Annotated in this window: 21 protein-coding genes; 15 read left to right on the forward strand and 6 right to left on the reverse strand. The window is 39.3% G+C overall.

The window, feature by feature from the left end; translation table 11 throughout:
- Positions 1-97: 97 nt before the first annotated feature.
- Positions 98-1534 carry an o-succinylbenzoate--CoA ligase gene (locus MUN87_RS00125; protein ID WP_244744204.1) on the forward strand — a complete coding sequence of 479 codons (1437 nt, stop codon included), beginning with the start codon at positions 98-100 and terminating at the stop codon, positions 1532-1534.
- Positions 1535-2269: 735 nt separating this feature from the next.
- Here MUN87_RS00125 and MUN87_RS00130 read toward each other — a convergent pair.
- Entirely contained in the window at positions 2270-3520 is a 1251-nt protein-coding gene (locus MUN87_RS00130) for a DNA polymerase IV (RefSeq protein ID WP_244748054.1), read from the reverse strand.
- A gap of 209 nt (positions 3521-3729) precedes the next feature.
- Between MUN87_RS00130 and MUN87_RS00135 the strand changes: the two genes are divergently transcribed.
- From MUN87_RS00135 to asnB, 7 genes are all read left to right on the forward strand, one after another.
- On the forward strand, positions 3730-4575 hold the full coding sequence (locus tag MUN87_RS00135; RefSeq protein ID WP_244744205.1) for an ABC transporter ATP-binding protein: 846 nt from the start codon (positions 3730-3732) through the stop codon (positions 4573-4575).
- Positions 4576-4903: 328 nt separating this feature from the next.
- Complete coding sequence (locus MUN87_RS00140; RefSeq protein ID WP_244744208.1) at positions 4904-5221, forward strand: hydrolase; 318 nt, start codon at positions 4904-4906, stop codon at positions 5219-5221.
- 108 nt (positions 5222-5329) lie between these two features.
- Positions 5330-5869 carry a hypothetical protein gene (locus tag MUN87_RS00145; protein WP_244744218.1) on the forward strand — a complete coding sequence of 180 codons (540 nt, stop codon included), beginning with the start codon at positions 5330-5332 and terminating at the stop codon, positions 5867-5869.
- Positions 5870-5891: 22 nt separating this feature from the next.
- Entirely contained in the window at positions 5892-6368 is a 477-nt protein-coding gene (gene ytkD / locus MUN87_RS00150) for an RNA deprotection pyrophosphohydrolase (RefSeq protein ID WP_244744229.1), read from the forward strand.
- A 291-nt stretch (positions 6369-6659) separates the two neighbouring features.
- Positions 6660-7862, forward strand: coding sequence for a methionine adenosyltransferase (metK, locus tag MUN87_RS00155; protein WP_244744243.1), 1203 nt, complete (start codon positions 6660-6662; stop codon positions 7860-7862).
- 855 nt (positions 7863-8717) lie between these two features.
- On the forward strand, positions 8718-8879 hold the full coding sequence (locus MUN87_RS00160; RefSeq protein WP_244744248.1) for a hypothetical protein: 162 nt from the start codon (positions 8718-8720) through the stop codon (positions 8877-8879).
- Positions 8880-9270: 391 nt separating this feature from the next.
- Entirely contained in the window at positions 9271-11172 is a 1902-nt protein-coding gene (asnB, locus tag MUN87_RS00165) for an asparagine synthase (glutamine-hydrolyzing) (RefSeq protein ID WP_244744260.1), read from the forward strand.
- Positions 11173-11202: 30 nt separating this feature from the next.
- On the opposite strand, the gene MUN87_RS00170 is transcribed toward asnB, so the two are convergent.
- Complete coding sequence (locus tag MUN87_RS00170) at positions 11203-11712, reverse strand: gamma carbonic anhydrase (RefSeq protein WP_244744262.1); 510 nt, start codon at positions 11710-11712, stop codon at positions 11203-11205.
- Positions 11713-11793: 81 nt separating this feature from the next.
- Between MUN87_RS00170 and tbcS the strand changes: the two genes are divergently transcribed.
- A complete protein-coding gene (gene tbcS, locus MUN87_RS00175) occupies positions 11794-12864 on the forward strand; it encodes a tetraprenyl-beta-curcumene synthase (protein ID WP_305037424.1) in 1071 nt (356 codons plus the stop codon).
- A 217-nt stretch (positions 12865-13081) separates the two neighbouring features.
- Here tbcS and MUN87_RS00180 read toward each other — a convergent pair whose 3' ends face one another.
- Both MUN87_RS00180 and mnmM read right to left on the reverse strand, forming a co-directional pair.
- Positions 13082-14452, reverse strand: coding sequence for an aldehyde dehydrogenase (locus MUN87_RS00180; RefSeq protein WP_244744264.1), 1371 nt, complete (start codon positions 14450-14452; stop codon positions 13082-13084).
- A 63-nt stretch (positions 14453-14515) separates the two neighbouring features.
- Entirely contained in the window at positions 14516-15073 is a 558-nt protein-coding gene (mnmM, locus tag MUN87_RS00185; RefSeq protein WP_244744275.1) for a tRNA 5-(aminomethyl)-2-thiouridylate-methyltransferase MnmM, read from the reverse strand.
- A 113-nt stretch (positions 15074-15186) separates the two neighbouring features.
- On the opposite strand from mnmM, the gene MUN87_RS00190 reads away from it, so the two are divergent.
- Positions 15187-15468, forward strand: coding sequence for a DUF2524 family protein (locus tag MUN87_RS00190; RefSeq protein ID WP_244744278.1), 282 nt, complete (start codon positions 15187-15189; stop codon positions 15466-15468).
- A gap of 301 nt (positions 15469-15769) precedes the next feature.
- Positions 15770-17482, forward strand: a complete 1713-nt coding sequence (locus MUN87_RS00195; protein ID WP_244744280.1) for a DNA-binding protein — start codon at positions 15770-15772, stop codon at positions 17480-17482.
- A 33-nt stretch (positions 17483-17515) separates the two neighbouring features.
- Here the strand turns inward: MUN87_RS00195 and MUN87_RS00200 are convergent, their stop codons facing one another.
- Together MUN87_RS00200 and MUN87_RS00205 are read right to left on the reverse strand one after the other, a co-directional pair.
- The gene (locus tag MUN87_RS00200) at positions 17516-17809 is read right to left on the reverse strand and encodes a helix-hairpin-helix domain-containing protein (protein ID WP_244744282.1); all 294 of its coding nucleotides are present in this window, start codon (positions 17807-17809) and stop codon (positions 17516-17518) included.
- 21 nt (positions 17810-17830) lie between these two features.
- Positions 17831-19066, reverse strand: coding sequence for an MFS transporter (locus MUN87_RS00205; protein ID WP_244744284.1), 1236 nt, complete (start codon positions 19064-19066; stop codon positions 17831-17833).
- A gap of 415 nt (positions 19067-19481) precedes the next feature.
- Here MUN87_RS00205 and MUN87_RS00210 point away from each other — a divergent pair, with 415 nt between their 5' ends.
- From MUN87_RS00210 to MUN87_RS00225, 4 genes are all read left to right on the forward strand, one after another.
- Positions 19482-20117, forward strand: coding sequence for a helix-turn-helix transcriptional regulator (locus MUN87_RS00210; protein ID WP_369413980.1), 636 nt, complete (start codon positions 19482-19484; stop codon positions 20115-20117).
- Between the two features lie 21 nt (positions 20118-20138).
- Positions 20139-20951, forward strand: coding sequence for a pyruvate, water dikinase regulatory protein (locus MUN87_RS00215; RefSeq protein ID WP_244744286.1), 813 nt, complete (start codon positions 20139-20141; stop codon positions 20949-20951).
- Positions 20952-21421: 470 nt separating this feature from the next.
- The gene (locus MUN87_RS00220) at positions 21422-22396 is read left to right on the forward strand and encodes a 2-hydroxyacid dehydrogenase (protein ID WP_244744287.1); all 975 of its coding nucleotides are present in this window, start codon (positions 21422-21424) and stop codon (positions 22394-22396) included.
- Between the two features lie 13 nt (positions 22397-22409).
- Positions 22410-23339: an aldo/keto reductase gene (locus MUN87_RS00225; RefSeq protein WP_244744289.1), complete on the forward strand. Its 930-nt coding sequence runs from the start codon at positions 22410-22412 to the stop codon at positions 23337-23339.
- Positions 23340-23959 lie beyond the last annotated feature (620 nt).

Genomic DNA, 23959 nt, shown 5'->3' on the forward strand with positions numbered 1-23959 from the left:
CGAAGACCAATACTGTTGTGTTGGTCTTTTCTTACTAGAGAAGAACATAAATTGCTGGCAGCAAAGCATTCGGCAATTTTGGAAAGTGGTGTTAAAGATGGAACATTGGTTAACAAAGCGGGCCAATCTATCGCCAGAGACGACGGCGGTCGAACTTGATAACGGTGATGCCTTTACTTTTTTACAATTAAAACAGAAAGCAGAGAGGTTCGCGTTACAGCTGGCTAATGTACACCAGCAAGGTCATTTGGCTATTTTGTCAGATAATGTTGCTGATATGATCATTGCGTTCTGGGCTTGTACATATTTGAAAGTTCCGACAGTTTTTCTTAACACGCGACTAACAGTGACAGAATGGCAGCAGCAATGCGATGATGCTGATGTTCAACTCGTTTTATGTGCAGATAGCTATTCATCAGATGCAGAGCAACTACTACAAAGCGTTTACAGCTTTTCACGTATCCATGACTTGACGCAGGCAGATACAACACTTGCTTCTACGATCGATATGGATGCAGTTTGTTCCATGATGTTCACCTCTGGCACGACGGGCAGAGCAAAAGCAGTGATGCAAACTTTTCAAAATCATTGGTCAAGTGCAGTTGCATCTGCTTTGAATTTAGGATTGTTGCCTTCTGACAAATGGTTGATCTGTTTACCACTGTTTCATATTAGTGGTCTTTCAACCTTGTTTAAAAGTGTTATATACGGTATGCCGGTTTATCTTATGGAGCGTTTTGAGGAAGACAAGGTACATCAAGCAATCATGGAGAAACAAGTGACGATTATCTCGGTTGTTGCAGTCACATGCGAGCGTCTGTTACATCGATTAGGAGAGGCGCGTTATCCAGCATCCTTCCGTTGTATGCTATTAGGAGGTGGTCCAGCTCCTAAGCCATTGCTGGAAAGAGCGAAACAACAGCATGTCCCTATTGTGCAATCTTATGGAATGACAGAGACTTGTTCGCAAATCATTACACTTCATGCAGCTGATGCTTTAAGAAAGATCGGTTCGGCAGGTAAGCCACTGTTTACTTCTTCTTTACAGGTTTTGAAGGATGGCAGGGCAACATTATCCAATGAAGTAGGGGAAATTGTTGTGAAAGGTCCTATGGTGACAAATGGCTATTATCAAAGAGAAGAAGCTAATCTGAAAGCATTTCAAGATGGATGGTTGTACACTGGTGATTTAGGTTATTTGGATGAAGAAGGTTTCCTTTTTGTTGTTGATCGGCGCAGCGATTTAATTATTTCGGGAGGGGAAAACATATATCCTGCTGAAATAGAAGACGTTTTGCTTTCGTGTGAAGGTGTGCTTGAAGCTGGTGTTACCGGTATGGAAGATGAAAAATGGGGACAGGTGCCAATCGCTTTTGTGGTACGTACTTCGGAGCAAGTAACAGCAGAATATTTACTTGCTTACTGCCAGGATAAGTTGGCTTCTTTTAAAGTGCCGAAACGTTTAATCTTCCGTTCTCAACTGCCCCGTAACGCTACAGGTAAGCTGCAGCGTTATAAGTTGAAGGATTTTTGATGAGAGGCAGTCTGTATTTTAATGAAAGAGCCTGAGACAAAAGTATTTTTGGTTAAACGAAAGCCGGACGCAACCCGACATGTTTCCAACTAATATTCGTGGTACGTTTGGCTTTTTTATTGTGTAGTATGGATATACTGCGAAGTAACTTATTGCGAAAAAAGTAATCAAGCTGTCTATCAATTTGGCTATTTTGAAATGTATTATATACTAAGCAAAGCTTCGGAAATAGGCTTCGCGTCCTATGGGGCACGGCTTCAGCTAACTTTGCAAAGAAAATTCTTTTCTTTACAAAGTGGATCTTCAGCTCGCGCTGATCCCATGGGAGTCTCCGCATATTTCCTACGCTTTAGGGAAGTGCTACAACGAATGGCAGAGCTAAAAGCAGTGGTGCTAGACATTATAAATCATCAAAATGGTTAATCCGTGCAATATCCTTCTTGTCACATCAGTTGTAAAGCCCCATCCTAGCGAAGGCCAACCACGGAGACTCCCGCGGGAATGTGCAGGTGCTGAAGATCCACAACGTCTGCACCTGTGTCTTCTAGTAAAGCTTCGATGTAGGCTTCCTCGGTGCAAGGCAGCAAAGAAGTAGCTCGAGTAGTAGCCTAGCTTCAGCCGTGCCCCGCAGGACGCGGAGTGGTTGGACGGAGCGGTATCCTAGTACATTATCTATTTCAAAATGATCTCATCGCTAAAGTCTTTTTACTGCGCAGTATGCTTCCACTTCGTAAATTAGGCATAATGCCCACCGATCTTTTTGCTTCTGTCTCTCGTAATGCCTGCTTTCGTATAGCTTGCTGCACGGAGCAGGGAAGTAGAACCGTATTTAGTGCGTATAGCGTCCATCACATAGCCTAGGTCCTTCTTTTTCGGCTCATTATCAAACAAATTCAGTTGCGTTTCTACATCATCATACAAATTGTTTAAGGACACCGATACACGCCTGATTTTACTTTGTTGATCGTAAAATTCATGAAATAATTGCAAGCATACCTGATAAATATCCATTGTCACATTGGTAGGCAGATGAAGAGAACGAGAGCGATGAAAACCGCCTCCATTATCCGCATAACCAACACCTAAATGAATAGTTCTGCCTACTCGTTCATTTGTACGTGCACGTCGGCAAACCTCTTCACACAAATCAAGGATACAGATTAAGGTTTCTTCTGCGCTGTAATCTCTTAATAACGTAATACCATGACCAAAGCCTTTTTGGGTTTCTTTTTTGTAGTAGGAATCATATACAGGACTTAAATCGATGCCCCATGCATGCCAATACAGTTGCTCACCAATGACACCAAACCGTTTCTGCAAGCGATCTAAGCGATAATTGGCAAGCTGTCCTAAATAAATGATCCCCATCTTGTTCAAGTGGACGGTCAACCGTCTGCCAATTCCCCAAATTTTTTCAATTGGTATTGGCCAGAGTAGCCGTTCTACATCCTGATAACGGCATGTAGCAATTCCTGTCTTCTTTGCGTAGATATCCATCACGACTTTGGCCAGGAATTTGTTATCTCCAATTCCAATGGCACAGGTTAATCCCATTGTGTCATAGATTTCATCCATGATCATTTTGGCGATTTGTTGAGCATCTCCATATAAATGCTTCATCCCATCAACAGTGATCCACATTTCGTCAACAGAATAAGGATGAATCGCTTCTTTTGGGACGTATTGATACAGCAGCTTCGTAATTTCTACGGAGACGTTCACATAATCGCCCATTTTAGCTTCGACAACATAGATGTCTGGATCTTCTGGCAATTCAAAGTAACGGCTGACATTTTTGACACCATGCTTTTGTTTTAAAGTGGGAGAAGCAGCCAAAATAATACTGCCCGACCGGTTTTTGTCACCAACTACTGCAAGCATGGCAGTCATGGGATCAAGACCGCGTTTGACACATTCAATGCTTGCGTAAAAAGAACGCATATCAATACATAGTACATCGTGCTTGGGATAGGTAGTATAATCCATCATTCAACACCTCTGCGAACATTCGTTCTATTGAGTAGTATATCCTATTCATTGCAGAAAGAAAAGTGTTAATATGTAGCAATTAATTGATAAAGATTATCAAACTCATTGACTTTGCTATAAAAAGCTACTAAACTAGAGAAAGAGAAATAGTTCGAATTGAATATTTTGAAAATTGTCCCAATCGTGTAAAAAGGGAGAGATTCCAAATGGAAACATTAGTAACGAAAGATTTAACGCTCGGATATGGTGAAGAAATAATTATAGATGACTTAGATATTACAATCCCTAAAGGAGAAATTACGGTCTTTATTGGTGGCAATGGCTGCGGTAAATCGACCTTACTTCGCTCATTAGCAAGGTTACTAAAGCCGAAGCAAGGGGACGTCGTATTAAATGGTGAAGATATTGCGAAGATTCCTACTAAAGAAGTGGCAAAACAAATGGCTATCTTGCCGCAAAGTCCTATCAGCCCGGAAGGATTAACAGTAGAAGACTTAGTCAAACAAGGAAGACATCCATATAAAACAATGTTTAAACGCTGGTCAGAAGAAGATGAGACTGCGGTAAATGAAGCATTGGAATCGACAAACATGCTCGACTTAAAAGATCGTGCCGTTGATTCTTTATCAGGTGGACAGCGTCAGCGTGCCTGGATAGCAATGACACTTGCACAGGGTACAGATACTATCCTGTTGGATGAGCCTACAACATACTTAGATATGACCCACCAGATTGAAATTTTGGATTTGTTATTTGAGTTGAATGAACGCCGGCAAAGCACGATTGTCATGGTGTTACACGATTTAAACCTTGCTTGCCGTTATGCACATCATATTGTTGCGATTAAAGACAAAAACGTATATGCGCAAGGTAAACCGGAGGAAATCATTAACTGTGGATTAGTGCATGATGTATTTCAAATGAAAGCAGATGTCATGTATGATCCAATGTTCGGAACACCTATGTGTATCCCGCACGGACGCGGACGATGTCTGATTAAAGAAGCCGTAGCAGAATCACAACAACAACCAATGCAATCAGTAGGAAATTAATAAAACCCTTGCATTCCATATGGAATGCAGGGGTTTTTAGTGTTACTGAGAATTAGTTCTGTAATATGGATTATGTTTATTAGTGTTGCAACCACTTTGATATAGTGTATGTGCTGGTATCCGCTTCGCGGGGCACGGAGACTATTTCCGGAGCTTTGCTAAGCAGCTCAGCTCCAATATATCCCTGTTATTCGTTGAAATACATTACAGTTGGCATGATTCATATTTAAAGTGATAAAGCTAGTTGGAACCGGATGGATGAAGTCCTGTTTTCCATATGCATGTTTCTGTTGTGATTACATACAATACAGTGGAAGAGGTGAATAATATGGAGAAAAAAACATACTATGTCAATATTGCATCACAAGAAATTTCACAAATTCCATTTGGAAACAATGCATCCTACACCATTCAGGCAACAGATGAACAGGTGTTTTTGTTAAGAGAAAAATTTAATGAATTGCATGAGGATGATTTTGGTACTTTTGTTCGCTCACATATTCCTTATGTTCAATATCATCAGGACCTGGAAAATGATGAATATGATAATGATTTAAAAGATGTTTTTCAAATGTTGTATCAGCTGGCAACACCGGAAACAAAGCAAGCAATGGAAGAGTCTGGCATTGGAATTGAAAAAAATTAATAAATAAGTGAAACAAATACCGTGCCCTGCACGTCTATTTTATAAATAGATGTTTAGTCAAATAGTAAAAAAGGTAAAGATTACTAAGGACGTGAGGAGGGAAAAAATATGAAAAAATTCATCACGATGTTTACAGTTTTAGTCCTTTTTTCATTTGCAGTTGTTACCATGAGTCAGACAAGCACGGAAAAAACATATGCTGAGGAAAATCAGGTGAATACCGAAGAAGTAACAGGTGAAAAGCAAAATGTTAGCAACGAACAAAAAGAAATATCACACGACAAAATTGTGGCATTGACAGATAAATTTATGGAATTATTAGTACAGGATATTGACGATCAATACAAAGTGATAAATTATCAGACGAAAGAAGAATTAATGAAAGCATTTGAACCATATGTTACAAAAGAAGCGGTACAGCCTTACATTGATTACTACTATGAGGAAGAGAAGAATGGTTTATATATAGTGCCGACGGAGACACCGCCATGGTTTGACAAATCAAACGATTATGAAAAACAGACAAAGGATAATCAAGTAATTGTCACACAACAAAATCAAAATGCATTATATGGTGAATACACCATTTCCCTTACATTTGAGAAAATAAATGATCAATGGAAGATAGTAAACATTAGCAATCAGTAACGATAAAAGGTAGTATAGAACTATGAAAACTTTTTATGACTACTATAATAATAAAGTGCAGTTGTCTTTTGATAATCACCCGTTTGATCCCGAACCAAGACATGTATGGGTGATATGCAGGTTTGAAGAAAAGTGGCTGCTAACCAAACATAAAAACCGCGGCTTAGAATTCCCGGGTGGTAAAGTCGAAAAGAATGAAACACCGGAAGAGGCAGCAATAAGAGAAGTATGGGAGGAAACAGGAGGAGAAGTTGCCCACATTGAGTATATCGGACAATATTATGTATCAGGAAAGAGAGAGCAATTAGCTAAAAATATTTATTTTGCAACTGTGAAAGCATTGCAGAAACAGGATAACTACTTTGAGACAGAAGGTCCTGTATTGCTTGAACAACTTCCTGCAACAATCAAAACAGATGAAATGTACAGTTTTATTATGAAGGATGACGTTTTGTCACATAGCATCCAACATGTACAACAGATGCTTGAAAACGCCTAGTTTAACTGTAAGGTGATTTGATTGACTGCAATAAGAAAATCGATGTACGCTAATACTTAGATAATAAGAAACTCTAGACTTAAGCAGTCTAGAGTTCTTTATTAGATAAATACCAAGTAATTGCATAGGGATAATAAGTTAAAATTTGATTCGTGCAATTTTGTGAAAAAAGTTGTATGATGGAATATGTAGTATTTTTTTGAAAACAACCACAAATTAAGATAGACTTTTAAATAAAATTACAGGATAATGAAAGTCTTGGTGTTAACTAAGAGGGAGGAAAAAAGAAATATGGCGAAAAACAGACGCTTGTTTACATCAGAATCTGTCACAGAAGGACACCCTGATAAAATTTGTGATCAGATCTCCGATGCGATTTTAGATGAAATATTATCGAAGGACCCAAATGCAAGGGTTGCTTGTGAAACAACGGTAACAACCGGTCTTGTACTTGTATCCGGTGAGATTACTACTTCTACTTATGTGGACATTCCAAAAATTGTGCGTAATACGATTAAAGAAATCGGATATACGCGTGCTAAATATGGCTTTGATGCCGAAACATGCGGTGTTTTAACTGCAATTGATGAGCAATCAGCAGATATTGCTGGTGGAGTCGATCAAGCGCTTGAAGCAAGAGAAGGTCAAATGACGGATGATGAAATCGAAGCAATTGGTGCTGGTGACCAAGGGCTAATGTTTGGTTATGCAAATAATGAAACACCTGAATTAATGCCATTACCAATTAGCTTGGCACACCGTTTAGCGAAGCAATTGTCAGATGTGCGTAAAGACAACACCTTAGCTTATCTACGTCCTGATGGCAAAACACAAGTAACTGTTGAATATGATGAAAATGATAAACCACAACGAATTGATACAATCGTTATTTCTACCCAACATCATCAGGATATAACATTAGAACAAATTCAAAAAGACTTAAAAGAATTTGTTATCAACCCAGTTGTTCCTGCTGATTTATTGGATGAAAATACAAAATATTTCATTAACCCAACTGGACGATTTGTAATTGGTGGTCCACAAGGTGATGCAGGCTTAACTGGTAGAAAAATTATTGTCGATACTTATGGCGGCTATGCTCGTCACGGTGGCGGTGCTTTCAGTGGTAAAGATGCAACAAAAGTAGACCGTTCAGCAGCATATGCTGCTCGCTATGTTGCAAAAAATATCGTTGCTGCAGGACTTGCAGAATCATGTGAAGTACAACTTGCTTATGCGATCGGTGTAGCACAGCCAGTCTCTATTTCGATCAATACATTTGGGACAGGTCAGTATACAGAAGAGGAATTAGTTGCAGCAGTTCGTGACAACTTTGATCTTCGTCCGGCCGGTATTATTAAAATGTTAGATCTAAGACAACCTATATATCGTAAAACAGCTGCATACGGACATTTCGGTCGTACAGATGAAGCATTTCCATGGGAAAAAACAGATAAATCAGATCAACTAAAACGCTTTTTAGCTGAAGTATAAATTGTAAAAAAAACCAAGTGCACCTCTTAGCACTTGGTTTTTTGGATGAAGTAAGAAAGTAGTAAATGTTAAGTTTTCGTCCTGCTTTCTAACAGAACAGCCAAGTCCACGCGGGCACAGAAGCAAGGCAACTACATGCATCGCAAAATGGTCATTTTGATATAGATTATCTGCTTAGCAAAGCTCCGGAAATAGGCCCCGCGTCCTGTGCGCACGGCTTCAGCTAGGCTACTACTTGAATTACTTCCTTGCTACCTTGTGCCGAGGAAGCTCACTTCGAAGCGATACTTGCAGACGCAGGCACAAACTAATTGGATCTTCAGCTCGCGCTGATTTCACGGGAGTCTCCGCCTATTTCCTGCGCTTTAGGGAAGTGCTACAACTTATGGAACAGCAAAAAGCAGTGGTTCTAGGCATAATGTTAATCACTCAGTTCCTGTTATATATACAGTGATCAACATGCTAGCTCTTACAAATGGTGTAGATTCCACATCCTAGCGTAGGCCAACCACGTAGACTCCCGCGGGATTATGCAGGTGCTGAAGATCCACTTTGTGAAGTGCTCTTCTTCACAAAGTTAGCTTCAGCCGTGCCCCGCAGGACGCGGAGTGGTTGGCCGAAGCGGTATCCCAGCATATTAATTATCTCAAAATGGATGCTTGGCTAGCGATGGCTAGTTGACATAATCCATATTATAGGAAGTTGTTTATTGATATACATCAATTAGAACCGGCGAGATATGTCCAGTTTTTCATATGTGTGATGTTCGGATCAATTGGAATGCTTGGCTATTAGCAGTTGCTGACACATCTGGTTTGACAGTTATCCGGGATAGTTGGTAGGCGCATGAAGGTTATGATGAAAACTTTAGGGAAAGTGGATGCAAAAGGATGTCAAATGCAAGAAGATAGAGAGCTTCAGGCGAAAGAAGTAGCAAGAGAACGCCCAACGCATGAAGAAGAGCAATCTTCAAGCGAACTTGACAAACATCACCAAACATTATCTGTCAGTACATAGAAAAAGCCTGAAGCTAACAAGCATCAGGCCTTCTTTTTTATGCATAAAAAGAGCACTTCAGGCGAATAGCAGTAATGAATCTCACGGTAAAACAGAAGATTTTGAGATGATTTATATGCTGAGTAAATCTCTTGAAAATTGCTCTGTGTCTGTGGTGCAATAATTCAGCTAGCTCCTATTTAAACAACTTCTTTGCTAGCTTGTGCCGGAGAAGATCACTTTAATGCGATACTTGTAGACTCAGTCACCACCAGAATAAGTGTAATCCTTTAAGTTAAACGATTGTGAAAAAAGTATAATCCTCATCAATATCCATAAAAAACTGTAACATCCTTCGCGGCAAATACGTCAAAAATATAGATTTATATTAAAACGGGAAGAGGGATAGCAGATGTGCGGATTTATTGGACTGTTAAAAGCAACGCCTAATTGGTTGGATACTGGGGAAATAGATGCATTTCATGATCGTAATAACAGAATGTATCATAGGGGACCTGATGATGAAGGTTATTACGAAGACGAACATATCATGTTTGGATTCAGAAGGCTCAGTATTCTTGATCTAGAAAGCGGTCGGCAGCCGTTTACTTATGAGAATAGCAAGTATGCAATGATTTTTAATGGAGAAATTTATAATTATATGGAATTAAGAGAGGCGTTACAGGGAAAAGGTGTGACCTTTACAACATATTCAGACACTGAAGTCATTTTGGCGATGTTTGCCGATCAAGGAGTAGACGCTTTCATTGAATTACGGGGTATGTTTTCTTTTGTAATCTGGGATAAGGAGGAAAAGTGTCTATATGGTGCTAGGGACATATTCGGAATCAAGCCTTTTTATTATAAAGAAGAGGAAGAAGGTATTTATTTTGCTTCGGAACAAAAAAGTTTGTTAGAAGAATCAGTATCGATAGATGCAAAAGCATTACAACATTATTTAACATTTCAATATGTACCCGAGCCTTTGTCTATGAACGCGTCCATTCAAAAATTAGAGCCTGGTTGCTATTTTGTGAAACAGTACAATCAGCCAATTGCAGTACAACGCTACTTTGTGCCGACATTTGCTGTGAAGCAAACAGATGGAACAGAACTGGTGGAACGTGTGAGGGACGCAATGGATCAATCGGTTCGTATGCACTTGAGAAGTGATGTTCCGGTTGGTGCGTTTTTGTCTGGCGGAATCGATTCTTCATTTATTGTTGCAATAGCGAAAAAATATCATCCAAACATTAAAACGTTTTCGGTCGGATTTGAACAGCATGGCTATTCTGAAATAGACGTAGCTGCCAAAACTGCGAAAGAATTAGGTCTGGAACATTATAGTAAAATTATTTCGGCAGAAGAGTATCTTGCAAAACTGCCTAAAATTATGTGGCATATGGACGATCCGTTAGCAGATCCAGCCTGTGTTCCATTATACTTTGTTGCAAGAGAAGCGAAGCGTCATGTTACAGTTGTCCTATCAGGAGAAGGAGCGGATGAGCTGTTTGGTGGATACAATATTTACCGCGAATCAGAATCATTACGGGTATTTAATGCAATACCGTATAAAGCAAAGAAATGGTTGGCGAGAGCAGCAGAAATCATTCCAGAAGGAGTTAAGGGCAGGAGCTTTTTGCTTAGAGGGACGACGCCACTGAGAGATAGATATATTGGTAATGCTAAAATGTTTGATGAACTAGAAAAGAAGCGTTTGATGAAGGCTTATAATGAACAGCATAAGTATCAAACAGTGACAGATGCTCTCTATGATCAAATACAATTAGAGCATCCCGTTCAACAAATGCAATATATCGACATGCATACGTGGCTAAGAGGAGATATCCTGCTGAAAGCAGACAAAATGACGATGGCAAACTCTCTAGAGTTGCGGGTGCCTTTTTTAGATAAAGAAATATTTGAAGTTGCTAAAGGAATACCAGTGGAACAAAAAATAGCAAATGGCACAACCAAACATATTTTACGATTGGCTGCGAAAGGAATTGTTCCAGATCATGTACTGGATCGTAAGAAATTAGGATTTCCAGTTCCCATCCGCCAATGGTTAAAGCATGAGTGGTATGATTGGGCAAAACAATTAATTATTGCCAGTGATACGGAGCAATTTTTCCATAAAGATGTACTGCTCCAACTCCTTGAGAATCACAGAGATAATAATCAGGATAATAGTCGAAAATTATGGACGGTCCTTATGTTTATGCTCTGGCATCAGATTTTTGTCGAGCAGAGATATGATATTGCACAACTTCAGGCAGAAGATAAAACAGAAAGCAAACTTGTTTATGCGTAAAGGACAAGTTTGCTTTCTTTACAGGAAATCTCATGATTCGTGCTTATATACTTGCCCTTTATCCACATAATCCTGTTGAATCCGTTTCATTTCTTCGATATCTTCTTCTGTCAGTTCACGGATGACCTTAGCAGGCCTGCCGAAAGCAAGTGTGCCAGGTGGAATGGATTTTCCTGGAGGTAATAAACTGCCGGCGCCGATAAAAGCACCTTCTCCAACTTCTGCTCCATCTAAAATAATAGAGCCCATGCCAATGAGTGCATGTTTTCGAATGACTGCAGAGTGCAAGGTAACCTGATGACCAACCGTGACGTAATCTTCTACTATTAACGGTAGGTCAGGGCTCTGGTGCAGAAGAGATAAATCTTGTATATTCGAGTAATTTCCGATTTTGACAGGAGCAACATCTCCGCGAATCACGGTTTTAAACCAGATACTACTGTATTTACCAATTTCTACATCACCGGTAATTACGCTATCCGGTGCGATATATGCCGTTTGATCAATGGAAGGTGTTTTTCCTTTATACGAATAGATCATTATGTTAACCTCCTATTATATTCTTAAATATATGATATCATATATTTAAGAATGCTATAACAGTAAAGTGAGGGGAAGAAGTTGTCCGTAACCATCCCAACAAACGCACCGATATTAATGAAAAATGTATATCAAAAAATTTTTCCACAAGTAAGTCGAGAACTGAAATATTGGAAACAGCGAGCAAGCAACATTCCAAATCCTGAACTTCGCACACAAGCGTTGGCAAGTATTGATGACAAGAAATTTCATTGTCAAGGTGGTGGCGTGTACAGTCTGCTTGCTGGTGATAAATGGCAGGATGCGGTGCAATTTATTGTAGCTTATCAAACCATCAGTGATTATTTAGATAATTTATGTGACAGAAGTACATCACTTGATCCTGAAGATTTCCGGATGCTACATCTGTCCATGGAGGATGCGTTATCTCCTGAAAATGATGTGAAAGAGTACTATCAATTCCGAGATGAACGAGATGATGGTGACTATTTAAAAGACCTAGTCAGGACATGTCAGAATGTGTTATGCAACATTCCTAACTATATATTATTTCAAAGACAAATGATTCAATTAGAGTCACTGTATAGTGATCTGCAGGTGCATAAACATGTAGAGCATGATGAACGCATCCCAAGGTTGGAAACATGGTTTCAACAGCATCAAAACAGGTGGCCGATGTTAAGCTGGTATGAGTTTTCCGCGTGCACTGGCTCAACGTTAGGAATATTTTGTATGGTTTCTTATGGATTAAGCAACCAGATGACCGATGAATTAGCGAAACAAATATTTGACAGTTATTTTCCTTTTTTACAGGGATTACATATTATGCTTGATTACTTTATCGATCAGGAAGAAGACAAAGAAGAAGGCGATTTAAACTTCTGTAATTACTACGCAGATGAAGCGGAATTAGAGAAGCGTTTAGTTTATTTTGTGGAACAGACGAATAAGCATGTTCAAGAACTGCCAGATCGCTCTTTTCATGAAATGGTTCAGCATGGTCTGGTTGGACTTTATCTTGCAGATCCGAAAGTGAAAAAAATGAAACAATTCGAAGCAATCGTCAAACGTTTAATCAAAACCAGCGGACGTAAATCACAATTTTTCCATTGGAATATCAGAGTGTATAATCGACTGGCTGGCAGATATTAAAAGGCACGTTGTGTGAATACTAGAAAATAACGATGGTATTGTTCACTACGAAGTATAAGCTGTGAGACTATTCTGACATGCATGATGTGCTAAAATACTGGTCCATAAAAAAAGCCGAACATAGTACGGGCTGTCATCAATTGACACTCGTGGATGTTCGGCTTTTTATTTGTCTTTTTTATCGCGGCGCTATCCGTCCGTAATACCCCCACTTACTTTATTTCATGAATCGCTTCATCCATTTAATTCCATTTTTGATGTGTGGATATCGTAAGGGAACATCAAAGGCGGTTGTTTGTTTCAGGACACTTTTTTGATGCGAAAAGGTCAGGAAGCTATCCTTGCCATGGTATGCACCAGTACCACTGGTTCCAACACCACCAAATGGCAGGTAAGGCGTTGCGAGATGGTACATGGTATCATTAATACATCCGCCACCAAAAGAAACTTTGTCGATGATTGCTTCAGCCAATGCATCGTTTTCTGAGAAGAAATAGAATGCAAGTGGATTAGGGTGCTGCTGTATTCCAGTTACCACTTCATCCAATTGCTGATACGACAGGATTGGTAATACAGGACCGAAAATTTCATCCTGCATTATCTCGTCCTCCCAGGTAATATCAGTAAGCAGCGTCGGCTCGATCTTAAGATGATTGCGATCTGTCTTTCCGCCTAGAATAGTTGTACCATTTGGCAGGAAGGAGGCTAACCGATCAAAATGTTTCTCATGCACTATCCGTACAAAATCATCATTATGGAGAGGGTGCTCCCCATACATTAACTGAATTTGATGTTTTAATTCAGAAAGGAACGACTGTCTAATGTCTTCATGGACATAAAGATAGTCTGGAGCGACACAAGTTTGGCCGGCATTCGTGAATTTCCCCCATGCGATTCGTTTGGCAGCAATTTCTAAGTTAGCATCGTGATGAACAACCGCTGGACTTTTTCCGCCTAACTCTAATGTAACTGGAGTAAGGTGCTTCGCGGCTTGTTCCATGACCTTACGTCCAACTGGAACACTTCCTGTAAAGAAAATATAGTCAAAATCTTCGTCAAGGAGCTCCTGGCTTGTCTCCACAGCACCTTCGACAACTGTCACAAATGAAGAAGGGTAAATCTCATCCATTAAATCCTTAATGATGGCAGAAGTTTCAGGCGTATATTCCGATGGTTTAATGACGGCGCAATTACCAGCTGCTATCGCACCAATTAAAGGGGCTAATGCTAATTGGAAAGGATAATTCCAAGGTGCTATAATAAGGGCAACCCCATATGGCTGTTGATAAATATAACTTTTTGAACCAGTGTGTGTCATCGCAGTTTTGACTTTTTGACGTTTCGTCCAATTTGGTAATTCACTAATGACATGATCAATCTCACTGTATAAAAATCCAATTTCGGTCATAAATGCTTCAGAGCGTGATTTGTTTAAGTCTTTTTTTACCGCATCTAAAATAGCATCTTCATATTGCTGAATACCTGCTTTTAACTTCTTTAAGGCTTGTAATCGAAAAAATAATTCTTTTGTCTGATTGGTTTCGAAAAAAGCGCGTTGCTCGTTAAGAATTGTCCGAGCGCTACTCATGTTATCACTCCAATTCTGTATGTTTCTAAAAGCATATCATGACAACAAAGGAATTCCAATGAATTAGATTAGCTTTTCGATGGCAACAATAAATGGTGGTTGATTAACCTGATTGATAAATTGATACTGTAATACTTGATAGTGCTTTTGATTCAGTTCTTGACAAAAATGCAGAACATTATCTTTTTCTTCCGCACCGCCAGGATGTCCATGGTAAATAACGAGAATAATTCTTCCTCCTTTTTTTAATAAAGCGGAAATCTCGCGAATGGCTTCTATCGTCGTATCAGAAGTGGTCACGATACTGTGATCTCCTTTCGGCAGATAGCCCAAGTTAAAAATCGCACCTGCTACCGCTGTGTCATGTACATACTTCTGAACATGCTCATGCCCGTCCAAAATGAGATCAACATTCTTGATGTTCTGTTGTTCAAGCATCTCCCTAGAACGAGTGATAGCTTGCTGCTGGATATCAAAGGCGAATACCCGCCCATTTTCAGCAACCAATTTGCTTAACAGTAACGCATCATTTCCATTTCCGCATGTTGCATCAATCGCAACATCACCAGGCTTTATCACTTCCTGTAATAATTGGTGGGAATAAGGGATAATTGCTTTCATTTGTCATAACTCCTCTATGCATGTGATTCGATTTCGATAATATTTTAGCAAACTCAAATGGAAAAGTGTATGATTTTTGTATATTATCCCACACTATAGATGAGGTGATAACAATGGCGACTAGAGATTCCGTTGAAAATTTGCTCATTGAAGGGCAACATATTATACAGCAAGCAGAAGAACAGTTAGATATGTCTAATCGCAGCCAGTTTATGATGAATGAAGACTATACCAATGCCCATCTAGAACTAGAAAAATTATCTCAAAGCATTGATCGAGTCATGAAAAGTGCCAATTCACAGCAACGAGATCAACTTCACCGTTTTCAATTAGTGGTCAATGAAAAATTAAATGATATGATCCTTGATCAGATAGATGTCACAAAGTATGAATGACGTTAACTACCTCCGTTGTGGGGTAGTTTTTTTATGCATATGGCGAGAAAATTTTGGTGATAAAGCACTCACTATAAGACAAAGCGAAGGCCTATTAAGCAAAGAAAGTATAGAGTTACCTTATTTAAACCGAATTTTAAAAACTTTGTTTAATAATACGGATTATGTAAAGTAGAAATGTATTGCAATGTGGTATTTTGCCATGTTCAAGTGACAAGAAATTCTTTTTCATGGTTAAAAAAATGAAACCTTCTCTCAGACAAATTCGTAAAGAATGACAGGACAACAAGGGGGAATGTATATGATGGGTGTATTAATCGCATCGTTAATCGCGATGATCGGATATGTTATCGGACTTATACTAACAGTCAGTATTTCCAAGAGCAATGCATCACGTATTATGAAACATGGAATGATCTTGTTTATCACGGGTTATTTCTTAACAGCTATAGTGTTTTATTTCATCATGCCTGCTATTACCGTACCGAATATGCTGGCAGCGAACTTGATCATAGCAGCGGTATTGTTGCCGTTATTTTTGTATGTGATCCGACCAGGTGAAAAGCAAGAAACAAGAGTAGTGAGACCGATCTTTTTCTTTTTTACGATTGGCTTAATCGCAATGATCGTTGTGATTATTGCAGGATTTACCACATTGGATGAAGCGCATCAAACGATAACGGTCAGCGAAGAAGAGCAGGCAAAACCGCTATCGAAGGATGAGACACCGATAACTGTAGCGCCGGAATTTGCGCGAAACAAAATTCAGAAGGCGATGAGTGTCGTGCCCAATCCGCAGTTTTATGATCTAGGTAAATTACAAGTACAAAAAATAGAGAATGATGTAGTGTATGTTGCACCAGTAGAATTTTCGGATTTTTGGAAGTACTTAAGAGGAAAAGAGACAGCAGGTTATTTTACGATTTCAGCGACGAATGTTAATGCGCAGCCATCCTTTCATGAGGATAGTATGCAATATACAAATTCCAGTTATTTTCAAAAATATGTCGGTCGTGTCATCTACAATCAATATCCACAATATATTCAAAGTGGCGAAGCGCAACTGGAAGTAGATGAAGATGGGAAGCCGTGGTATGTACAAACGGTATATCGACCAATGTCGATAACGAATAAACCGAACCTGGAACAGCTGAAAGTGGTAGTAATCGATCCGGATTCTGGTGATATGCAAATGATGGATACTGCGGATGCACCCGAATTTATAGAAGGTTCAGTCAGCTCAGAAATGGCTTCGTTAGAAAATAACTATTTCGGTAAATATATTCATGGATGGCTAAATAGTGTGTTTGGCAAAAAAGATGTAAAAATTCCAAATGCATCCGGTTCTGAATCTGAAGTAACCCCTATTTTTGATGAGAATGGCCAGATGTTCTATTTCACTGATTTAACGTCTCCGAAAGAAAATATTGACTCTGCGCTCGGTTACACATTGATTGATGCGCGTAGTGGCGAATTAACGTATTATGGCGGTGAGATGAATAATGGTATTATGGATAGTGAAGGGGCAAAACAGATTGTCAACAAAGAGTATCCTGAGAAAAAATGGGAAGGATATATGCCTGTTTTATATAATGTAGATGGGAATCCGACATGGATTGTAAATGTATTAGATCCGAATGGGTTGCATAAACAATACGCTTATATAAAAGCGAATGATTCTGATTTTGTTGTATTTGGTGACACAGCAAAAGAAACTTTGGATGCGTATCGCATGGCATTGTTGCAGGCGCCTGGTAATGTCGGATCAACTGGTGATGTCGAGACAGAATCAGTATCTGGAGAAGTGAACCGTGTGCTTGTCACATCCACCGACCAAGGGCAGGTCGTCCAATTCTTATTGACAGACAACCGAACCATTTATTCTGTGAATGCCAGTAAAGCTCCGATGGCCATTTTCCTGAAACAAGGAGATCGTATTAACGCTGAAGTACGAGTACTTGATAACGGAACGGCTACCGTGGAAGAGTTGACTATAGATGGTTTATCACAATAATAGGTAAAAGCCTGGGGGCAACCCCAGGCTTTTCTACTTTTTAAAAGATAGGTTTTCTTTTTCTAAAGCTGCTTTCAATATTTTGATGGCAGCTGGTCCCATGCCGTGTAATTGCTTTATCTCTTTTTCTGTAAAACATGATAATTGTTGTAGATTCTCAATTTGTTTACTCTCCAATGCGCGTCTTGCTGGTGCTGACACTTGAGATAAAATGCCATTCGTCGGTTTACGTTCTGCTTCACAAATAGGACATGTAGGACAATCACTGCTTTTATAAAAGTGATGTCCCTTTTCACATGTTTTGTGATTTCTTTCTGTTGTTGCCATGCTCATTCGCCTCCAGAAATGTTATAGTGCATTGCCTGCTTTTTTCAACCTTCGATGAATTTCATAGGTTGCCCATGCGCAAAATATTGCTGTAATGGCAATGAAGAAATAGCCTGCCTGCATACCGATCTGGTTACTCTCTTTTAGAGTAGCACCGAAAGATAATTGCGTGACTCCTTCAATAATATAACCAATTAATAAATTCGTTATCACACCACCGATACCTACCATTACAACAGTAAAAGTAATGGCAGAATCGGTTCCTTTCGTGTATTTCTTAGCAAGAAGTGCCATCATGGTTGGGTATATCGGTCCAACACCGAATCCAGCGATAGCGAATAAAATCGCTGTCGAACTACCTGCAAAGATTGGAATGAGACTGAATACCCCGGCGAAGATGGAGAACACAATAATCGATCGAGCGTAACCAAATTTATCTGTAACGGGTCCTAGTAGTAAACGTGCCAACATAAATGAAAAGAAAAAGATAGAAAGCATACTAGACGCGGAAGATATGCTCCAGTTATCCACTTTCACTAAGTAGTTGACTAACCAGGCTGCAATACCTAACTCTGTCGTAACCCCCATAGTTAAAGCAAAGACGATCAGCCATGCGATTGGGTCTTTCATTAATTTTTTGAAAGAGGTTCGGTCTTCCATCTCCTCCGTTTCTTCCTCAGGAAATTTGCTCAAGATTACGGGTAGGATTGGCAATACCGAAAGTGCTAACATAATCATATACATACCACGCCAGCCTAGTTCTGTTGCGTTCCATTCCCATCCCATCATTTGAGCCGCTATGATTGGCGCTACGGTCGAACCCAGGCCATAAAAGAAATGAGACAAATTCAGCATAGTGCCTGTGTTTTTTGTGAACAAACGAGCGGCAATAATCGCCAAACCTATTTCGAGCATCCCATTCCCTATATAAAGCAAAAAATATGCTCCGACTAACGAGGTAAAGTTAGTGGAGTAAAAGATACAAATGCCGGAAATTGCCATTAATAAAAAGGTTAAGATACTTGTTGTTTTAGCGCCGATTTTGGCAATTAACCAAGAAGAGTACGTGCATGCGAGTAAAAAGCCAAAAGAGTTAATCGCTAACAATAAACCTAGAGTGCCGTCACTAAGTACTAGTTCGTTTTGCATTTCTGGTAATGCTGGACCTTTAATATTTTCAGAGACACCAAATATTAGATATCCTCCAAAAATAACGAATAGCAGCATATAGTAATTCGTTTTCGTTTTAAATGACATGTGTATAAAAACTCCTTATGTAAGCGTTCCTTTTCATCATATAATATTATTTTGATTTTGTAACCTGCTTTCTAAATAATTTGTACTTATTTAGAGATAAGCAATTACAGAGAAAGATGGTATACTAATTGCTTTGTTATCGAATGTAACTGAGTTTTTTCATAAGCGAGCCCAGCTGAAACCGTGCCTATTTCCGGAGCTTTGCTAAGCAATGAAATCTATCAAAATGACCACAAAATCAGACAGTTCTACTTAACATAATCTATATTCTAGGTAGTTGTCTATTAGTTTGTTAGTTAGGATCGGGTGAACTTTCCCAGTTTTCTTAGAATTGCTTTACTCGCTGGTGTGCAAAATATGTTATGATATTTTTATACACGATATAGGGCGTTTAGGTGCGAAAAGCAGGAGGAAAATGATGATCGATTTTACGAAAAGGCAAAAAGAAATAATGACTATTTTATCAAAACATGAACCGATCACAGCAGAGCAAATTGCAGAAATGCTAGGCGTCAGCAAAGGTACACTTCGTTCTGATTTGGCCGTATTAGTGATGACGGGACAAATCGAAGCTAAACCAAAAGTAGGTTATTATTTATCTAAGAATATGCAAAAACAAAAACAGCAGGATATTTGGAATCAAACGTTTGTTAAAGACATCCAAGGGGTAGCGATTACTGTTAAAGGAACGACAACAGTCAATGATGCAGTAATTAGTCTGTTTCTTGAGGATGTTGGAACATTAATAGTGGTCAATGAACATAATGAGTTAGAGGGCATTGTATCGCGAAAAGATTTGCTGAAAGTGACCTTAGGAAACGCACAGGCAACATCCATGCCTGTTCAGCTTGTGATGACCAAACAGCCGAAGATCTATACAATCGAAGCAGAGAAAACAGTGTTCGAAGCGGCTCAAATGATGGTCTATTATGAAGTGGATAGTTTACCTGTCGTTAAACCGGTGGAGAATAGCCAGGCATTAAAAGTAATTGGCCGCATTACCAAAACCAATATAGTCAAAGCATTAATTGAGATGGGATCAGAAGCATAAGGCAAGGGGGGAGTCTTCAAAATGACAACTAATCATTCTGTTGTTTATATATGTTCGGATGCCGTGGGAGAAACCGCTGAAGCAGTGGTCAGGGCAACAGTTAGACAATTCACACAAAGCAAGGTGGACATGAAAAGGTACAGTCATATCCAGACGGAAGAAGAAATTGAAGCGATTATCCAGGAAGTTCGTGAGAAGAACAGTTTCATAGCGTATACGCTTGTTCAGCCAGAATTACGAGCAAAAATGCAACAGGAGGCCATTCGTTACGATATTAGAGCGGTTGATGTGATGGGGCCAATGATGCAAGCATATATTGATACGTTCAACGATAATCCAAAACCAGAGCCAGGTCAACGGCAAGTTTTAGATGAAGAATATTTTAAACGGATAGAGGCTGTCGAGTTCGCTGTAAAATATGATGACGGCAAGGATGTAAAAGGGCTTTTATCAGCAGATGTCGTGTTGATCGGAGTTTCGAGAACTTCGAAAACACCACTTAGTATTTTTCTGGCACACAAAGGGATTAAGACTGCAAACCTTCCGATATTACCTGACATGGAAGCGCCAGAAGAATTATTCAAACCAGCTGACAGAATGATCATTGGCTTAACCATCGATCCAGGACACTTGTTAAAAATCAGAACGGAACGATTAAAAACGTTAGGCTTACCAGCACAGTCGAAATATGCATCCATGGATCAAATAAAACGAGAATTAAAAACAGCCAATGCATTAATGGATCGTCTTGGTTGCCCGGTCATTAATGTATCAGATAAATCCATTGAAGAAACAGCCGGGGTTATTATTGAACTTAGGTCAGAACAGCAATGAGAATGTAAAAAAACAGTCCGTCATGGGGCTGTTTTTTTATTTAGTTGAGAAAGCATAAAAATGCAGTTACAGCAGTAATCGCATTGAACATGTAGTTGAGTTCTTATAATATGGATTATGTTAAGTGCAACTGTATTGCAAAATGGTCATTTTGATATAGATTATCTGCTTATGTGGTTGGGTGGAGCGGTATTCCTGCATATAAAAAAATCTCAATATGGATGCTCGGCTAGCAATGGCTAGCATTACATAATCCATATTATAGGTAGTTATATAAAATTTAAATCAAATTGGACCAGACGGGTTATGCCCGGTTTTTCTTAACTTAATCTGTTTTATTTAGCTAATAAAACTAGATGATATAAGGTCATCTCCTATTGTTTCTAAGAGGGATCTTCTTAAACACATTTTTCGAATATTGAAATAACTCATGCTACAATTAAGATAAATTGCTACATTAGGAGGATCATATGAAGAAGAGAGTGTTAGTCACAGAGCCGATACCTGATAGTGTCAAACAATACTTACAAGAACAAGTTGAACTTGATTGCTGGAATAACAATGAACAAATGCCAAGAAAGCAATTGTTAAAAGAAATTGGAAATTATCATGGGTTAATTACAGCCAAGGATAGAATAGACGATGAATTGTTAGAACAGGCAACGCAACTCGAAGCGGTCAGTAATATTTCTGTCGGTTATGACAATTTCGACGTCGAGGCGTTACAACGCCATCAAATGATCGCAACACATACTCCATATGTATTAGATGAAACAGTAGCAGATTTGATATTTGGCTTGATTTTAAGCAGTGCCCGCCGAATACCGGAATTAGACCAATATGTTAAACAAGGACAATGGAATCAATCTGTTGGGCAACCATTGTTTGGTCATAATGTACACCACAAAAAACTAGGTATTATCGGGATGGGGCGCATAGGAGAAAAGGTTGCAAGAAGAGCTAAACTTGGCTTTGAGATGGATGTCAGTTACTATAATCGATCTCGCAAGAAAGATGTTGAAGATGCATGGCAAATCGACTATCAATCGATGAATGAATTGCTGACAACGTCTGATTTTATTTTGCTTATGACACCATTAACTGATGAAACCTATCACTTAATCGACAAAGAAGCTTTTGGCAAAATGAAAAGTAATTGTCATTTTATTAATGCCGCACGAGGGGCCGTCGTGGATGAACGGGCCTTAATTGAAGCATTAGAGAATAAAGAAATTGCAGGAGCAGGACTAGATGTATTTGAACAGGAGCCCATTGATCCTGCTAATCCATTATTAAAAATGGAGCAAGTAGTTACCTTACCTCACATAGGTTCTGCAACAGCAGAAACACGAGAGGAAATGAAATTTTTTGCTGCAAAAAACATGCTTCAAGCATTAAATGGTGAAACACCCGAGGCAGTTATTAAAGAACTAGATCAATTATAATGGAGGTATTCTCATGAAAAAAGTACAAATAGGTAAAACAGATTTACATGTGAACCCTGTAGGACTTGGTACAAATGCTGTTGGCGGTCATAATCTTTATCCGAATTTGAATGAAGAGACAGGAAAAGACTTAATTAGAATGGCAATAGATCAGGGAATGAACTTTCTTGATACAGCCTATATATATGGATTAGGAAGATCGGAAGAATTAATTGGTGAAGTATTACAAGAGATAGGAAAAAGAAATGAAATGATCGTTGCAACAAAAGGGAGCCATCGTTATGAAGGAGACGATATCGTAAACGATAATACACCTGCCTTCTTGCGAAAAACGGTAGAAGACAGCTTGAAAAGATTAAAAACTGACTATATTGATCTGTTTTACATTCATTTTCCTGATGAAGACACTCCGAAATATGAAGCGGTAGGCGCGTTGCAGGAATTGAAAGATCAAGGGAAGATCAGAGCGATTGGTGTTTCTAATTTTTCGATTAAACAACTGGAAGAAGCCAATCAAGACGGTTATGTCGATGTTTATCAGGGTGAATATAATTTGATCAACCGAAAAGTGGAAGAGGATATATTCCCATTTGTTCAGGAAAATTCTATTTCATTTGTTCCGTATTTTCCATTGGCAGCAGGTTTGCTTGCAGGAAAATACACGAAAGATACACAATTTAACGACCTTAGACAAAATATGGAACAGTTTAAAGGGGAACGGTTTGAACGGGAATTGGCACGAGTGGATCAACTGAAAGAAATAGCCAGCAATAAAGGGGTAGACGTAGCACACCTTGTACTTGCGTGGTATTTAAACCATCCGGCAATTGACTCGATTATCCCCGGTGCAAAAAAAACTGATCAAGTAAAAGCAAATCTCAAAACATTAGACGTTGCATTAACAGACAAAGAATATGATGCAATTGACAATATATACCGGTAAAGCGTAAAAAAAACGAACAACCCGGAAATAGCTAGACGCCGTCCTAATTACAGAAAATACGCAGTAGAAGTATACTGCGCAGTAATGACAATTTAGCGATGTTGGTTCTCCACCTAACTAGCGTAGAGAACATTTTGAAATGGAGTAAGTGCTACTATACCGCTCCGTCCAACCACTCCGCGTCCTGCGGGGCACGGCTGGAGCTAACTTTGTGAAGAAGAGCATTTCACAAAGTGGATCTCCAGCACCTGCACAATCCCGCGGGAGTCTCCGTGGTTGGCCTACGCTAGGTTTTGTGCTCTACAACGGATACCTGAGCTAGTATATAGAGTGCTATCCTCCAGTTTTTCTTTTTTATTTTTACGATAGATGATGCATAGCGCCACTGCTTTTAGCTGTTCCAATCGTTGTATCACTTCCTCTAAGCGTAGGAAATAGGCGGAGACTCCAGTGGAATCAGCGCGAGCTGAAGATCCACTTCATTTGTGCCTGTGTCTGCAAGTATCGCTTCGAAGTGGGCTTCCTCGGCACAAGGCAGCTCAGATGCTGTTCTCAAGTAGTAGCCTAGCTGAAGCCGTGCCCACAGGACGCGGAGCATATTTCCGAGCATTGCCACACAC

This window comes from Gracilibacillus salinarum (genome assembly GCF_022919575.1).
Lineage (GTDB): Bacteria > Bacillota > Bacilli > Bacillales > Amphibacillaceae > Gracilibacillus > Gracilibacillus salinarum.

Bases quoted from the DNA above. Each gene is read 5' to 3' on its own strand.
- MUN87_RS00125 (WP_244744204.1), top strand. From the start codon at position 98: ATGGAACATTGGTTAACAAAGCGGGCCAATCTATCGCCAGAGACGACG.
- MUN87_RS00130 (WP_244748054.1), bottom strand. From the start codon at position 3,520: ATGGATTATACTACCTATCCCAAGCACGATGTACTATGTATTGATATG.
- MUN87_RS00135 (WP_244744205.1), top strand. From the start codon at position 3,730: ATGGAAACATTAGTAACGAAAGATTTAACGCTCGGATATGGTGAAGAA.
- MUN87_RS00140 (WP_244744208.1), top strand. From the start codon at position 4,904: ATGGAGAAAAAAACATACTATGTCAATATTGCATCACAAGAAATTTCA.
- MUN87_RS00145 (WP_244744218.1), top strand. From the start codon at position 5,330: ATGAAAAAATTCATCACGATGTTTACAGTTTTAGTCCTTTTTTCATTT.
- ytkD (WP_244744229.1), top strand. From the start codon at position 5,892: ATGAAAACTTTTTATGACTACTATAATAATAAAGTGCAGTTGTCTTTT.
- metK (WP_244744243.1), top strand. From the start codon at position 6,660: ATGGCGAAAAACAGACGCTTGTTTACATCAGAATCTGTCACAGAAGGA.
- MUN87_RS00160 (WP_244744248.1), top strand. From the start codon at position 8,718: ATGATGAAAACTTTAGGGAAAGTGGATGCAAAAGGATGTCAAATGCAA.
- asnB (WP_244744260.1), top strand. From the start codon at position 9,271: ATGTGCGGATTTATTGGACTGTTAAAAGCAACGCCTAATTGGTTGGAT.
- MUN87_RS00170 (WP_244744262.1), bottom strand. From the start codon at position 11,712: ATGATCTATTCGTATAAAGGAAAAACACCTTCCATTGATCAAACGGCA.
- MUN87_RS00180 (WP_244744264.1), bottom strand. From the start codon at position 14,452: ATGAGTAGCGCTCGGACAATTCTTAACGAGCAACGCGCTTTTTTCGAA.
- mnmM (WP_244744275.1), bottom strand. From the start codon at position 15,073: ATGAAAGCAATTATCCCTTATTCCCACCAATTATTACAGGAAGTGATA.
- MUN87_RS00190 (WP_244744278.1), top strand. From the start codon at position 15,187: ATGGCGACTAGAGATTCCGTTGAAAATTTGCTCATTGAAGGGCAACAT.
- MUN87_RS00195 (WP_244744280.1), top strand. From the start codon at position 15,770: ATGATGGGTGTATTAATCGCATCGTTAATCGCGATGATCGGATATGTT.
- MUN87_RS00200 (WP_244744282.1), bottom strand. From the start codon at position 17,809: ATGGCAACAACAGAAAGAAATCACAAAACATGTGAAAAGGGACATCAC.
- MUN87_RS00205 (WP_244744284.1), bottom strand. From the start codon at position 19,066: ATGTCATTTAAAACGAAAACGAATTACTATATGCTGCTATTCGTTATT.
- MUN87_RS00210 (WP_369413980.1), top strand. From the start codon at position 19,482: ATGATGATCGATTTTACGAAAAGGCAAAAAGAAATAATGACTATTTTA.
- MUN87_RS00215 (WP_244744286.1), top strand. From the start codon at position 20,139: ATGACAACTAATCATTCTGTTGTTTATATATGTTCGGATGCCGTGGGA.
- MUN87_RS00220 (WP_244744287.1), top strand. From the start codon at position 21,422: ATGAAGAAGAGAGTGTTAGTCACAGAGCCGATACCTGATAGTGTCAAA.
- MUN87_RS00225 (WP_244744289.1), top strand. From the start codon at position 22,410: ATGAAAAAAGTACAAATAGGTAAAACAGATTTACATGTGAACCCTGTA.